Consider the following 13,977-nt stretch of genomic DNA (forward strand, 5'->3'; position numbering starts at 1 on the left):
ATCATCGATTCGCGCAGGAACGTGATCTCCCCGCAGTCTCGGCGACGAAGCGGCGCGGGTCGCGGGCTACGTCGTGGGCTTGCCCGCGATCGGCTCGATCGTCAGCGTCAGCGGTTTGCCTTCTCGCAGAACCTCAATCGGAGTGCCTTTGCCGATCTCGAGCTGGCGCACCGCCACGACGAACGCGTCGAGGTCATCGATCTGGCGGTCGCCGATCTTGACGACGACGTCGCCGTCCTTGATCCCCGCCTTCTCCGCCGGCTCGTTGGGCTTGACCTCCGTCACCTTCGCCCCGGACTCTCCGGTGTCGCTGACCGACTGCGCGGTCAAACCCAGTGTGGGATGGGCGATCACGCCGTCGCGCATCAGCGTCTCGACGACGCGTTTGACCTCGTTGACCGGGATTGCGAACCCCAGCCCGCTGGCGCTGTCCGACAGCGACTTGCCCGCGGCGTTGATGCCGATCACCTCGGCGTTCATGTTGATCAGCGGACCACCGGAGTTGCCCTGGTTGATCGCCGCGTCGGTCTGCACCGCCGAGATGACGATGTCTTCACCCGAACGCTCCGCCGACAACCGCACCGCGCGGTTTAGCGCACTGACGATGCCCTGGGTGTCGGTGCTGCGCAGACCCAGCGGTGCACCGGCGGCGATTACCTCCTGCCCGACCCGCAGGCGGCTGGAGTCACCCAGGCGCGCGACGGTGAGGTTGTCGACGTTGTTGACCTTCAGCACCGCCAGGTCCGTCACCGGGTCGCGGCCGACGACATTGGCCGGCACGGTCTTACCGTCGTTGAAGATCACCGACAGCTTCCACTTGTTCAGATCACTGGCGGCTTCTTCGACCACATGGTTGTTCGTGACGATGTAGCCGCGGCCGTCGACGACGACGCCGGACCCCTGAGAACCGGATTGCTCGCTGACCGCCTCGATGGTGACCACCGAGTCGGCGATCGCGTCGGCCACTTTGGTGTACCGGCTCTCAGCGGTGTCGTCGGGGTCGGTGGTCGACACGTTGACCTTGGGCGTCGCGAACGCCTGGATGATCGAGGACGTCTTGCTGCCCACCCAGCCCCCGGCCAGACCCACCACCAGCGCCAGCACAGCGATCACGATCAGCGCGAGGCGCGACACCTTCCCGCTGAACAGCAGGTCGACCAGCCCGAGCTTCGGGCCGGGCGGGTCCGCAGCGGGGGCGGGCGCCACGGCCGTCGGCGGAGGCGGCCCGGGTACATCGTTCTGTGGCGCCAAGGGCTCCGATACGGGCTCGTCATCGCGGTCGTCGGTCCTGGGGTGACCGAAGACGTCGTCGAGCACCGGGCCGGGGGACTGGTTCGTCGGCGTGTATTCGCCCTGGTCACCGCGGCGGTCGGGTCCGGCGAACGCACCTTGGACGCCGCCCGGTCGCCCGAAGGCGCGCTGGGTCGCCGGATCCACCGCCGGGGGCCCGCCAGCAGGCGATCTACCGCTGGGCTGCTTCCGCTCGCTCACGCGCGCCCACTTCCTTCATCGACGTCTCGTCTGGTGTCACCCTCCATCATGCCGTCAGCCTGGGCGGTCCCTCGAGGAGGTTGTATGCGCCGCACCGCACCGAGCCGGGCGTCAGTTCGCCGCGCGGGTGGAAACCCAGGCCAAGAAGTCGTCTGCACAGAACACGGGCTTGCCGTACTCCTGCGCCTTTCGCGCCTTACCCGACTGCGTACCGACCTCGGCCGTCACCAGCACATCGCAGCGGGTCTTGGACACCGTCTTGACCGGTGTCAGCCCCGCCGAGGACGCCAGGCGCTCCATCTCGTCGCGCTCCACGACCCGCCCGGAGCTGTCCTGGGCGGTGCCCGTGAAGCAGATCCGCGTGCCCGGCATCAGCACGTCTGCGACAGCAGCTTCCCCGGAACACACTGTGAGCGGCTCGATCTCGACACCCAACAGTCGCGACGCCTCCTCCAGCCGTGCCGCGACCTCCTTCGGCAGCTGCACCCGCGACGCCGCTGCGCGCAGTTGAGCGGCCACCGACTGCCGCGCCGCCGCATCCCACGACGACTCAGGGCCGCGGTGCACCGGCAACCCCAACAGGACCGCGCCGACATCGCGGCTGATCCGCAGCAGCGCGGACAACCCGGGCAGATGATGGGCCGTCGGTGTCGGCGCCTCAGGGTCGCGGCTGATCATCAGACCCGAAACCGACTCCACCGGTTCGGGTTCGGCGAATGCTGTCGCGCCGTCCTCGGACTGCGTGCCACGGTGGGCCTCGAGGGCGCTGCGCGCCCGCTCCAACGCGGTGCGACCCGAGATCCGCGCACCGCGCAGCTCGACGCCGAGCGGCATCGGCGTCACATGGCCCAGGCGTTTGAGCTCGAAGTCGATCAGGCCGAGCTGCTCGTCGACCCCCGCACCCACGGGCGTGCAGCCGGCCAGCATCGGGGCGATCACCGCCCACGCCTCGCGTAGCGTCGGCGCCAGCAGCACATCCGACACGCTGATCCCGAAGGCGGTGCGCGCGTCGGCCAGATCGCGCTGCGGGTTGATCAGTGTCGACAAGGCGGTGCCGTCGTCGAACGCCACCGCGAGTTCCACCGGCCGCGGCCGCGACATCCGGCCCTCGTCACCGACGGTCAGCATCCCGATCGCGCAGTACCGCCGCGCGCCGGAGTCGCCGACCGCGCCGCGCAGGAAGCGCGCGATACGCCGGTCTATTTTCAAATCCTTCGGCAGCACAGGCCGTTTGAGCACGAGGCCCGCCAGCGAGGTGCAGCGGCTCAGCGCGACGTAGAGCTGGCCCGTCGAGAACATGCCGCCCGTCAGGTCGACGACCACCCGGTCGAGCGTCTGGCCCTGGCTCTTGTGGATCGTGATCGCCCACGCCGCCTTGAACGGCAGCTGCGTGTACGACCCGATGACCTCACGGCTCAGTGACGACCCCGAGACGACGGGCCGGGTGGCCTCCCACGTGTACGGGGTGACCTCGGCGACGGAGCCGTCGGGGAACTCCACGTCGACGACGGCGCCGTAGCGGTCGTAGTCGACGCCGGCGACGCGGCCGATGCTGCCGTTGACCCAGCGATCGCCCTGATCGTTGTTGAGCATCATCACCTGGGCGCCGACCTTGAACCGCAGGGTCTCCTCGACCGGCGGGTCGAACAGCGTCAGGTCACCGGAAGTGCGTGCGTGGTGGACCATTTCGTCGCCGGGCAGCCGCTCGAGGTGCTGACGGTTGCGCGCCGTGACGAGCCGGTTGGTGGGCGCCAACGTCAGCCAGAACTCGTCGTCAGGCGGCACGAAGTCCGCGTCGGTCCGGGCGTTGAGCTGCTCCTGCGCATGCCCCAGCAGCACACCCTCACGGATCTCGTTGAGAATGGCGGTCATTCGGTCGTCGCCGAGCTGGCGGAACACCGTCGTCAACGACACGGTGGGGAAGTGGTCGCGCTCGAAAGTATGGGCGGAGAAGAAGTACGGCGTCTCGTAGTGTGGCGCGGAGGAACCGGAGAAGAACATCGCTTCGTGTTCGGTGACCACCGGCGGCAGCTGGTAGAGATCGCCCACCAGCACGATCTGCACGCCGCCGAACGGGGTCCCTGGAGCCGGGCCGAACCGCTCCAACGCCGCGGCGACCATGTCGAACACGTCGGCGCGCACCATCGAGGCCTCGTCGACGATCAGTGTCTGCAGCGACGCCAGTGTCTTGGTGAACCGCCCCGGCCGGTAGGCCCCCGAGCGGACGTCGTCCAGCGTCGTGGTGGTGCGGAACCCGAACAGGCGGTGGATCGTGTAGCCGTCGACATTGAGCGCCGCGATGCCGGTGGGCGCGACCACCACGACATTGCGGTCGGTGTCGGCCATGAACAGCCGGATGAGGGTGGACTTGCCGGTGCCCGCCTTGCCGGTCAGGAAGACGTGGCGCCCACCGGCGAGCAGCGCCAGCGCGTCGCGGAACTCGTCGGTGAGGACGATGCCGGCCATGGCGGCACTCTAGTCGCCACCTCGTGACCTCTTGAAGGTGCGCGTCGTCGGTGCTTCGATCGGCGGATGGGGCAGATGAAGCTCCGACTGGTCCGACGCAGGTACGAGATCGCGGCCCTGCACGGCGACACCGATGCCATGTACTTCCTCGGCTACCTCTACAAACAGTCGGCCGACCCGGCCGATGTGGAGCTGGCGCTGCGGTGGTTCGAGACCGCCGCGGCCGCGGGCCATGCCACGGCCATGTACGCGCTCGGCTACCACTACGCGAACAGTCTGCCCTCGGATCTGGACCTCGCGGCTCACTGGTACCGGCGTGCCGTGAGCGCCGGGAGCACCGACGCCGTCTACGGACTGGGGTACCTGTATGCGGTGTTGACCCAGCCGGCCGATGTCGAGCAGGCCGAGCGTTGGTACAAGCGGGCCGCTGATGCCGGCGACGCCGAGGCGATGTACAACCTCGGCTACCTCTACGAGGTGCGGATGAAGCCGCCGAACCTCACCTCGGCGTTGCGCTGGTACGAGCGCGCTGCCAGGGCGGGGAACCGGGACGGCCTGGAGGGGCTTGGGTCGTTCTACGCCGACGCGGTGAAGCCGCCGGATCTCGAACGTGCGTGCCAGTGGTACGAGCAGGCCGCGGAAGCCGGGAGCGCGGACGCCATGTACGAACTCGCGAAGCTGTACGACGAACGCATGACAACACCCGACCCCGACGAGGCGCGTCGGTGGTACGTACGCGCCGCCGTCGCCGGCAGCGACAAAGCCCTCGGCAGGCTAGACGCGGACGCGGCGGAACGGGTGCGGCGCCGTCGTCGGATCCGCCGCTGGGTGATGCTGCAGCGCGACTGACCGTTCAGTCTTTCCGGCGAGACGGTCCACGCTTCTTCGAGGGCTTCCCCTTCTCCTGCGTAGGCTCCTCCCGCGAACTGAGCCCGGTGATGCGGCCGAACGCCCCCACCCCGGGCAGATCGCCGACCGCCCGGAATGCGGCATCACGTTGTGCAGCAAGCGCTTCCAGCTGAGGCAGGAGCCGGTCCATCGCCTGCAGCGTCGGGTCGGCGAGCGCCATGTACCTTTCCACCCGGTCCAGCGTGGAATTGAGCCGCTCGGTCGCCGCCGCCAGGTTCTCGAGCAACCCGGGTAACTGCGCGACGATCTGGGCGGACGCGGCGGGCACACGCAGCGCCCCGCTGGCCGCCTCCTGCGCCGCCTGCAGGGCTGCCTGCGCCGCGGCGCGGACGTCGCCGGGCGGCGGGTCTTTCTTGTCGCTCATAGGTCAACTGTGCCGCACACACGGCCCCAGCCCGCGGCGCTCAACGCAAGCGTTACCTAACCGCCACCCGCAGGTGTGCCCGCACCGCCCGGGCGGTTCTCCACGGGCAGCGGCACATCGACGAGGTGGTTCTTCTGCAAGGCGTCGACGACCGCGCGGATCGTGATGTCGAATCCGCTGCCCGGGTTGGCTCCCGCCGTCATCGTCACCGGCCCCGACGGATAGCCCTCTCCGGCGGGGGCCTGCTCCGTGTTCTGACACCCGGTGAGGACGAGCATCGCCGCCAGCAGCACGCCCATCACCCGAGAAGCTGCACACGCATGTGTCTGGATGATCACGCGGCCAGGCGTTCGTCCTCACGCCGCGACGGTGCACCGGCGGTGATCGCCACGAGGCGGGTCTCGTCCGCGGCGTCGGCGGCGGCGCGCTGCGCACCGCGGTAGGTCGTCAGGTACTGGTCGATCTGGTCTCGCTCGAGCGGCTTCGCGAAGATGTTGACCCCGGGGATCTTGATGCCGCTGTCGTTCTCCTCCGCGCGCCGACGGGCACCGGCGCGGAACAGCACGACGGTTGCTGCTGAGCCGGCGATCAGGGCGGCGCCGATGATGCCGGCCACCGTGCTGCCGGCAGCCAGGGCGTAGACGAACATGCCCAGCGCGATGAACCCGACCAGGAAGCCCACGTATGCGATGTACGTGATCGATCCGCCTCGCAACTTCTTGAACATGCCGCACCTCTCGACTAGCGCTTCGCTACGCGTTTCGTAGCGATACGGTTAGTGTAGCGTTTTTCTCACGGCGGATATTCCGGCGCGTTTTGGCAAGGGGGGATGGATGGCGCAGAACCGCAACGTCGACGACGGCATCACCGACGCCACCCTGGAGCTGCTGCGCACGAGAGGTCCCCGATCGGTGACGGTCGAGGCCGTGGCGGCCCGCTCCGGGATCGCGAAGACGACCATCTACCGGCGGCACCGCGACCGACGGGACATGCTGTCCGCCGCGCTGTCACGACTCACCGCACCCGAACCGCTTGCGCCGGAGGCGACGGCACACGATCGGCTCCGCTGGCTGATCAAACACGCCGTCAAGACCGTCGAGGACGGCATCGGCTACGGCGGTTTCGCGGCACTGCTCACCGACGCCGATGAGGAGTTCGTGACGGTGTTCCGCCAGATCCTCGTCGACCAGCGGGCCGAACTGGAATCGATGATCGACGCCGGCAAGGCCGACCGATCAATCCGGGCCGACGTCGACGGCGCGACGCTCATCGATGCGGTCGTCGGCGCCCACATCGCCGAACGCGCCCGCACGGGTGACGTCGCGGACGGGTGGGAGGAGCGGCTGTTCGCGCTCTTCGCACCCGTCCTGAGGGGCGATGATTCGCGAGACTGAACTGGAACAGCGCGGCTCTCGGACTTTCTCTGCGCCATGTCAGTCTCGCGAAGGGCAGTGGTACAAAAACGCGTGCTGATGGCGGCCGTGACTGTCGCCGTCGGGGCAATTGCGGTGGTGGGCCGGAAGCACTGTCGTATGACTTCGCCGACTCGTTTTCGAGGGACGGGACGCTATCCGTCGAGGAGCTCGCGCAAGCGGGCGCGTTGTTCTCATAACCCGCACGCGAGACTGAACTGGCGCAGGGCCGCTCTCGCACTTGCTCTGCGACACGTCAGTCTCGCGGAGCATCGCTGACTTTGCCGTTGCGGTTTGACGGGCCTGTCAGCAGGGGTATGTGGGCCAGATGGAGCGGTTGAGCGGGCTGGATGCGGGCCTGTTGTACAGCGAGTCGTCAGCGGTGCCGCTTCACGTGTGCTCGATCGTCGAGTTGGACACGTCGACGGTCCCGGGTGGGTACACCTTCGAGCGCTTCAGCAGTGATCTGGCGTCGCGCATGAGTGCGCTGCCGGAAATGCGAGCCAAGCTCGCCGACAGTCAGCTGAACCTCGACCATCCGGTATGGGTGGAGGACAGGGCTTTTGACCTGACCCGACACCTGAAGCGGATCAGTCTTCCGTCGCCGGGAGGACGCCGAGAGCTGGCCGACATCTGCGCGCACATCGCGTCCAATCCGCTGGACCGTAGCAAGCCGCTGTGGGAGATGTGGGTGATCGAGGGCGTCGACGACATCGACCCCGAGGACGGCGGCCCGCTCGCGTTGATGCTCAAGCTGCACCACGCCGCGGTCGACGGCATGGCAGCTGCCAACCTGCTCAACCAGCTGTGCGATCCCGAGCCCGACGCCCCGCCTCGTGATCCCGTCGACGGTCCCGGTGACGCGACGCCCCTAGAGATCGCAGCGGGTGGGCTTCTGCGGTTCCTCACCCGTCCGTGGCAATTGACCCGGGTGATCCCCGAGGCGACGTCGACGATCGTCAAGACGGTGACCCGTGCAGCGTCCGGCACGGCGATGGCCGCACCGTTCACCGCTCCGACGACGCCGTTCAATGCGGAGCTCACCTCGGAGCGCAACATCGCCTTGGCGCAAATGGACCTCGACGATGTCAAACGGGTGAAGAACCGGTTCGACGTCAAGATCAACGACGTGGTGATGGCATTGTGCTCGGGGGCGCTGCGCGGGTTCCTGGCCGATCGTGAGGAGCTGCCGGACACTCCGTTGATCGCCATGGTGCCGTCATCGGTGCGCGACCAGTCCGACCGCCCGGGCCGCAACCAACTCTCGGGAATGTTCTGCAACCTGCACACCGACATCGACGATCCGCTGGAACGGCTGCACGCCATCGCCGAATCGAATGCGCATGCAAAGGAACACAGCTCGTCGCTCGGCCCGACCCTGCTGGTCGACCTGGCCGAGGTCCTCTCTCGCGGAGCGTTCGGCTGGCTTCTGAGCATGCTGTCTCGCACACCGCTGACCCATACGGCGATCCACAACGTGGTCATGTCCAATGTCGCAGGGCCGCCGACCAAGCTGTATACGTGCGGCGCCGAAGTGAAAGCGCTCTACCCGCTCGGCCCGATCTTTCACGGTTCGGGTCTGAACATCACGGTGATGTCGCAGGGCGACAAGATGAACGTGGGCATCATCTCGTGCCCGCAACTGGTAGACGACCTCTGGGACCTGGCCGACCGCTTCGACGCTGAGTTGCAGGAGTTGCTCAGCCGTTCCTGAGCTCGTTGAGTCTGCGATGACGGCTCACGCCTCTCGCACTTTGTCGCCGTAGCTGCAGAGTCAACTTGGCCTGGCCCTCGCGCCTACACCCCCGCGGGCACCTTCGCTGAGCGCATCTCCTGCCGCAGCGTGCTGAACTCCGAGATCGTCCGCGTCGCCACCGTCGCGACCGGACGGGCGTTGCGACCCGTCGCCTCGGTCTTGCTCACCATCACCACACTGTCGATGTAGGGCTGGATCGTCGTCGCGTTCTGCACCGTCGCCACGATCACCAACTGGAAACCGAACTTGCGGAACGCCTGCAGCGCCTGTTGCGCGAACTGCGGATCGGATTTCGAGAACGCCTCGTCGAGCATCAGCTGCGCGAAAACCGGTTTGTTGTCACTGCTTTCGGGACTCGCCAGGTTGAAGCTCAACGCGCCCGCCAGGCAGAACGCCATCAGCTTCTCCTGCTCACCGCCGGAGTTGTCCCCGGCGTTGGAATGCGTGCGGATCAGCTCCTCGCTGGTCACATCCCATTCGGCGCAGTCGAAGGTGAAGCGGTTGCGGACATCGAGCGCATCCCGTGTCCACGCCTTGTCCTCCGGCGCCGTCGACGCCAACCTGTTGCGCAGCCGCAGGATGTCGGCGTACTGATCCAGGATCGCCTGCTTGTCACCCAGGCCCACCTCGGCGATGCGCCGCGAGATCGACCGCACCACCTCCGTCAGCTCCGACACGGCGGTCAACGACCGCGGCGTCGCCCGCAACGTCAACCGGGTCCCGCGGTTGAACTCCACCGCCCCCAAACCGGTGTTGACGCGCTCGATCTGCTCGGCGATGCGCCGCGCCTCCTGCTCGGCCACCCGGTGCAACGTCAGGATCGCATCGGGCGCCTGCTCGGTGACCAGTCGCATCATCCGCTCGTATGCCTCGGGCAGCTCCCGCTCGTCGATGTGCCGGCACAGCGCCACGTAGTCGTGCACGCGCTCGTCGAAGTTGGTGCTGTCATTGGGAATTGCGTCCGGGAACGCCGTGTCGAAGGTGTTGAGGATGCGGGCCAGCTCGTCGTACGAGCGGCGCCGGCTCTCCCGCAACTGCTCGCGCTCCTTCTTGATCGCGGCGAACAGCGCGTCGCGGTGTGGCTCGGGGTTCAGCAGCTCCAGCGAGACCGGCACCTGTCCGGCGTACCGGTGCAGCAGCTCTGTCAACGGTTCCGAGACGAACGCCGGCTGGAGACGTTCCGAAAGTTCCAGCAGCCGAGTCCGTCGCCCGTCGAGATCGTCGCGGCGGGTCTGGATCGCACCCCGGCGCGTCATCAACACCTGGATCTGTGACCAGCATTCGTCGGCGCGTGCGTTGAGGGCCTCGATGTCGGGATGGTCGGCGAGCAGCAGCTCGTACTGTTCGCGCAACCGGTCGGCGTGACCGTCGGCGGTCTCGACGTCGATCTGGCTCCACTGCGGGAACTGTTCGCAGATCGCCTTGCACGCCGCCGCCCGGTCCCGCCACTGCTGACGCTGCGCGGCGATCTCGTCAGCCAGCCGCCGCGCTTTCTGGTACGACTCCTCGGCGGCCGCCAGATCCATTGTCAGCGCGTTGATCTTCGCCGACACGTCGCCCTGGTACAGGTATTCCGACTGCTTGAGGGGGCGGCGGTCATCCTTGATCGCGAGACGTTCCGAGTCCTTGTACAGGCCGGTGTCGGTGACCGCGCGGCGGAACCGCGCGAACACGTCGGGGGTGTCGACGCAGATGTGATCACCGGCGGCGGTGATCACGTCGACAGCCTCGGCGGCGCACGGGTGCTGTCGATCGACGGCGAACAGCTTGCCCGCCAACGTGTTCAATTCGGGGTCGACCGGCTCGGCCCCGTAGAGCTTCGAGCGCACGTGGTGCAGCGACAGCCGGCCGCGCATGTTGGTCTCGTTGACGAACCGCAGCACCGCCGCCCAGTGCGCATCGGGCACCAGCAGCCGCAGCCCGGCCCCCCGCAGCACCTTCTCGACCGCTGTCCGCCAGCGCGTCTGATCCGGCCGCAGATCCATCAGCTCGGCGATGTACGGCACCTCCGACGCCTCGACACCGATTGCGGCACAGATCTGTTCGCGCATCACGAGCGCGAATTCCGGCAACGCCGACCCGACCTGCTCGACGCGCTTGAGCTCCTTGGCCGCTTCGTCACGGGCGATGCGCGCAGCCTTCTGCGCGTACTCCGCGTCGGTGGACGCCTCCCGGTTGCGCTCGACCTTCGCGAGCAGTTCGGTCGCCTCGGTGAGCAGGTCTTCGCGCAGATTCCAGAACTCGTCGGCGGTGTCCGGCACGTCGAGACCCTGGCCGGTCACCATGTCGTCGTACGCGCTGCGCCGGCGCGACACCTGCTCAGCCTCGGTCTCGGCGGCCGTCACCTGGGACTGCAGCGGACCGATGCTCGCGCTCGACCCGCTGATCTGTGCGTTGAGCGAATCCGCCTCGGCCTTGGCCAGATTCAGCGAGCGGGTGACGTCCTCGTACTCGTTGTCCAGCTGGTCGACCGTGGTGTCGAGCTGCGCGATCTGCGCCGGACACTGCGCCAGCCGGACGTGGTCGGTGTAGGCCCTCACCATCGGCAAGTCCACCAGGTCGATGATGCCGAGATCCGAGGACTCCGAGGCGTAGCGATGCTGGATCTTCTCGATGTCGCCGAGGATCTTGCGTTTGCGCTGCGCCACCGCCAGCAGTTCGCGTGCCTCCACCAGCGGGTCGATCTGCTTGAGTGCTTCGGGCAGGCGGGCCAGGCTGGCGGGTTCGTCGAGCATGAACTCACGGACGAACTGTTCCAGTCCGCCAACGCTTTTCAGCGATTTCGCCTTGCCGAGCAGCTGCTGGGCGGCGTCGGAGGCGCGGATGCCGATCGTCGCGTACAGCTGCGCCAGATACTGCGACTCCACCTTCGTGGTGAACCGCCAGCCGTCCTCTTTGAACACCCCGGTGTCGAAACGGCCCGCGGCCCAGCGGTTGCACACATCCTCGATGTCGAGGTCACCGTCGCCCAGCACGAACCGGCTCGACGAGTCCGACCGGGACTCACCGGTCAGCCACTTGAGGACCAGCCCGGTGACGGTGCGGCCGGAGTCGCCGGCATAGGTGACCGCCACCGCCGACCAGGCGGTGCCGTCGCCGCGCAGATACATCACCCGGCTGGTGCCGCCGTCGCTGCGCTGACCCCAGGCACCGCGGACGTATTTGTCGACAGTGCGCCGCCCCGCGCTCGACCCCGCCGCGGTGTGGTCGCCGGAGGCGTTGAAATTGCGCCGGTTGAACGGCAGGAAGCCGAGCGAGATCGCGTCCAGCAGTGAGGATTTGCCACTGCCCGACGCACCGGCGATCAGGGCGCCGCCGACGCTGAACGGGATCGAGTGGTAGCCGTCGAAGACGCCCCAGTTGATGATCTGGAGCCGGGACAGATGGAATTGTTCAGTCATCGAGCTCTGCTTCTACTTGCGGTGCACCGCCACCGAGCAGCTGTTCGAACTGCTGCTGCAACTCGGTGATCACCGAGGCCGTCATGACCGCGTTGATCACCGGGCTGATGGTGTAGCTGTCCTCGTCGTCGCGGCTGCGGCGCAGGATCTCGAGGGCTGCCAACCGGGCGATGGCGCCGTCGATCCGCGCGGTGAAGGTCACCGCGTCGCGGTCGGTGTCGTTGAGGACCCCGGCGAACAATCCGTGCATCTCCTCGCGGCTGATCAGCACGCTCTGCCCGCCCGACGCGCGCATCATCTGCGCCAGGTGCAAGGCCAGGATCGAGTCGTAGGTGCCCAGCGGTTCGCGGCGCAAAAGCTTTGCGCCCCGCGCAGAGTCGTAACGGGCCTGTTCGACGAACGCGACGTCGGTGCCGTCGACGATGCGGAGCAGCAGGTCGAGTTCCGAGAGTCGCACGCTGAGCTGTTTGCGGTACTCGAGCACCCAGCTGAACAGGTCGCTGTCGGACTCTGCGCTGATGTAGCGGCGGGTGAGCAGGTTCTGCAGCGCCCAGCACGCCCGGTCGGGCAGTTCGGAGACGTCACCGTCCCACCGTGGCCTGCGCTGGTGCGGGGGACGGGCGTTCTGGTCGACCTGCGGAAGCGAGGAGAAGTCGATGTCTGGCTCGGTGGTCACTGCGAAACTCCGGCGAGGGTGGTGATCGGTTCGGTGAAATGCAGGTCGGGGACGGCGATCTCGCGGTCGCGGCCGTCGAGGGAGCGGAACCGGACGGTGGTCGACGCCGGCTGCCTGTCATTCGGTTGTTTCAACGCCCATGACCACAGCACGATGACGTGGCCCAGATAGGCCCCCTGTCCCGAACGGCCGAGCATGTCAACCGCCTGCGAGAGGGAGACGGGGAGCGCGGCGTTGAGCATCTCCGACATGGCGGGCGCGTCGACCTGCGTGGTGAGTGCCGCGAAGCTGGTCAGGTCCACCTCGCCCTCGGCGGGCCTTGCGGGTTTCGGTGCGGACAGGTCGCCGATCTTGAACGTCAGCGCGCCGACCGAGCTGATGGAGTGGCGGGCGAGCGGGACGTCGATGCCCAGCCGCGAGTCGGTCAGCGAGGTCTTGAGCAGGGCGCGGGCGGCGCCGATGGCCTCGTTGAGCTGGCGGGCCACGCCGCGGCTCTGCTCGAGCGTGCCGAACGCGGTGAAGCGTTTGACCCGCTGGGCGCAGCGCTGCTGGATGCGTTCGACTTCGTCGATCTGGTGGCCGACCAGCTCGAAGAACCCGGCCATCACCTTGCGAAGGGCCGGGTCGAGCGCGGGTAGCGCCTCGGCGACCGCGGCGACGTCGGCCTCGAATTCGGCGCGCTGGTCGGGGTCGTTGATCATCCGCAGAAACGCGCGGTGGCTGTCGCGGCCCTGCGAATCCCACGCCGCCTGGTAGTCGGCGTACATCTGGCGCTGCCGGTCGCGGTACTCGGCATTGCTGTCGATCGGCTCGTCCAGCGCGGCGGTGGCCTGCTCGATCATCGACCCGTACTGCCCGATGTCGGTGATGAGCCGTTCCATCTGCAGGGCGATGGCGCGGGCCTCGTCGTAGGCGTCGGTGACGTCGGGATCCGGGCGCTGGCCGGCGTCAAGGTCGTCGAGCTCGGCCTGCAGCACCGCGATCTCGGCTTCGATGCTCTTGCGGATCCGTGCGGGGTCGTTGCCGACGCGGATGGCCACCTGCTTGAGGCGCGAGGCGATGCCGTTGATGGAGCCGCCGGTGGCGATGGTGTCCTGGCGGCGCATCCCGCGCAGGAAGTCCAGCGCCCGGCGCGCGTCCTGGGTGAGGTAGCAGATGTTCTGGTCGCTGCGTTCGTCGACGATGCGGTGCAGCCAGCCCTGGCTGGCCCACGACTTGATCAGCGCGAGCCCGGATGCCCCGTCGGGGTCGAGTTCGTGCAGGTCCCGCTCGAGCCGGACCACCAGCTCCGTCTCGGGAACCACGCCGTCGGCCAGATGGCGCTCCATGAGCGTCACGTAGAGCCCGAGATTGTTGGTGGCCAGCAGCCGGATCGCCCGGGATCCGTGCAGGTCGCGGTTGAGTTCGAGCAGCTCAGCCGCCGACAGCCCCCTGTTGTCGTCCACCTGCCATCCTCGATCTGTCCGCGTCCCTCTGCCTCGCCCGTGGCCGGACGACCCAAC

At 67.8% G+C, this 13,977-nt stretch carries 11 protein-coding genes; 3 read left to right on the forward strand and 8 right to left on the reverse strand.

Translation table 11 applies throughout. The features are described 5' to 3' along the window. Positions 1 to 66 precede the first annotated feature (66 nt). Entirely contained in the window at positions 67 to 1,491 is a 1,425-nt protein-coding gene (locus I7X18_RS05000; protein ID WP_193044273.1) for a S1C family serine protease, read from the reverse strand. Between the two features lie 111 nt (positions 1,492 to 1,602). Beyond that, a complete protein-coding gene (locus tag I7X18_RS05005) occupies positions 1,603 to 3,957 on the reverse strand; it encodes an AAA family ATPase (RefSeq protein ID WP_193044272.1) in 2,355 nt (784 codons plus the stop codon). 75 nt (positions 3,958 to 4,032) lie between these two features. Between I7X18_RS05005 and I7X18_RS05010 the strand changes: the two genes are divergently transcribed. After that, complete coding sequence (locus I7X18_RS05010) at positions 4,033 to 4,806, forward strand: tetratricopeptide repeat protein (protein ID WP_193044271.1); 774 nt, start codon at positions 4,033 to 4,035, stop codon at positions 4,804 to 4,806. A 4-nt stretch (positions 4,807 to 4,810) separates the two neighbouring features. Here the strand turns inward: I7X18_RS05010 and I7X18_RS05015 are convergent, their stop codons facing one another. From I7X18_RS05015 to I7X18_RS05025, 3 genes are read right to left on the reverse strand one after another with little or no spacing between them, the layout of a single operon-like run. Next, complete coding sequence (locus I7X18_RS05015; protein ID WP_193044270.1) at positions 4,811 to 5,230, reverse strand: hypothetical protein; 420 nt, start codon at positions 5,228 to 5,230, stop codon at positions 4,811 to 4,813. Between the two features lie 56 nt (positions 5,231 to 5,286). Continuing rightward, entirely contained in the window at positions 5,287 to 5,529 is a 243-nt protein-coding gene (locus tag I7X18_RS05020) for a hypothetical protein (protein WP_226862910.1), read from the reverse strand. Between the two features lie 35 nt (positions 5,530 to 5,564). Continuing rightward, the gene (locus I7X18_RS05025; RefSeq protein WP_193044269.1) at positions 5,565 to 5,957 is read right to left on the reverse strand and encodes a hypothetical protein; all 393 of its coding nucleotides are present in this window, start codon (positions 5,955 to 5,957) and stop codon (positions 5,565 to 5,567) included. Between the two features lie 106 nt (positions 5,958 to 6,063). Between I7X18_RS05025 and I7X18_RS05030 the strand changes: the two genes are divergently transcribed. Further along, positions 6,064 to 6,624: a TetR/AcrR family transcriptional regulator gene (locus tag I7X18_RS05030; RefSeq protein WP_193044268.1), complete on the forward strand. Its 561-nt coding sequence runs from the start codon at positions 6,064 to 6,066 to the stop codon at positions 6,622 to 6,624. A 346-nt stretch (positions 6,625 to 6,970) separates the two neighbouring features. Beyond that, positions 6,971 to 8,356 (forward strand): WS/DGAT/MGAT family O-acyltransferase, encoded by a 1,386-nt coding sequence (locus tag I7X18_RS05035; RefSeq protein ID WP_193044267.1) that lies wholly within the window; start codon positions 6,971 to 6,973, stop codon positions 8,354 to 8,356. An 83-nt stretch (positions 8,357 to 8,439) separates the two neighbouring features. Here I7X18_RS05035 and I7X18_RS05040 read toward each other — a convergent pair whose 3' ends face one another. The 3 genes from I7X18_RS05040 to I7X18_RS05050 are packed head-to-tail and all read right to left on the reverse strand — an operon-like array spanning position 8,440 to position 13,920. After that, complete coding sequence (locus I7X18_RS05040; protein WP_193044266.1) at positions 8,440 to 11,799, reverse strand: ATP-binding protein; 3,360 nt, start codon at positions 11,797 to 11,799, stop codon at positions 8,440 to 8,442. Then, on the reverse strand, positions 11,792 to 12,475 hold the full coding sequence (locus I7X18_RS05045; RefSeq protein ID WP_193044265.1) for a DUF4194 domain-containing protein: 684 nt from the start codon (positions 12,473 to 12,475) through the stop codon (positions 11,792 to 11,794). Before I7X18_RS05045 ends, I7X18_RS05040 begins: the two co-directional genes overlap by 8 nt. Then, positions 12,472 to 13,920 carry a DUF3375 domain-containing protein gene (locus I7X18_RS05050; RefSeq protein ID WP_193044264.1) on the reverse strand — a complete coding sequence of 483 codons (1,449 nt, stop codon included), beginning with the start codon at positions 13,918 to 13,920 and terminating at the stop codon, positions 12,472 to 12,474. Before I7X18_RS05050 ends, I7X18_RS05045 begins: the two co-directional genes overlap by 4 nt. Positions 13,921 to 13,977: the final 57 nt, after the last annotated feature.

Source organism: Mycolicibacterium baixiangningiae (assembly GCF_016313185.1).
Taxonomy (GTDB): Bacteria; Actinomycetota; Actinomycetes; order Mycobacteriales; family Mycobacteriaceae; genus Mycobacterium; species Mycobacterium baixiangningiae.

Excerpts from the sequence above, each read along its gene's own strand:
- I7X18_RS05005 (WP_193044272.1), bottom strand. The coding sequence starts at position 3,957 with ATGGCCGGCATCGTCCTCACCGACGAGTTCCGCGACGCGCTGGCGCTG.
- I7X18_RS05010 (WP_193044271.1), top strand. The coding sequence starts at position 4,033 with ATGAAGCTCCGACTGGTCCGACGCAGGTACGAGATCGCGGCCCTGCAC.
- I7X18_RS05015 (WP_193044270.1), bottom strand. The coding sequence starts at position 5,230 with ATGAGCGACAAGAAAGACCCGCCGCCCGGCGACGTCCGCGCCGCGGCG.
- I7X18_RS05020 (WP_226862910.1), bottom strand. The coding sequence starts at position 5,529 with ATGGGCGTGCTGCTGGCGGCGATGCTCGTCCTCACCGGGTGTCAGAAC.
- I7X18_RS05025 (WP_193044269.1), bottom strand. The coding sequence starts at position 5,957 with ATGTTCAAGAAGTTGCGAGGCGGATCGATCACGTACATCGCATACGTG.
- I7X18_RS05030 (WP_193044268.1), top strand. The coding sequence starts at position 6,064 with ATGGCGCAGAACCGCAACGTCGACGACGGCATCACCGACGCCACCCTG.
- I7X18_RS05035 (WP_193044267.1), top strand. The coding sequence starts at position 6,971 with ATGGAGCGGTTGAGCGGGCTGGATGCGGGCCTGTTGTACAGCGAGTCG.
- I7X18_RS05040 (WP_193044266.1), bottom strand. The coding sequence starts at position 11,799 with ATGACTGAACAATTCCATCTGTCCCGGCTCCAGATCATCAACTGGGGC.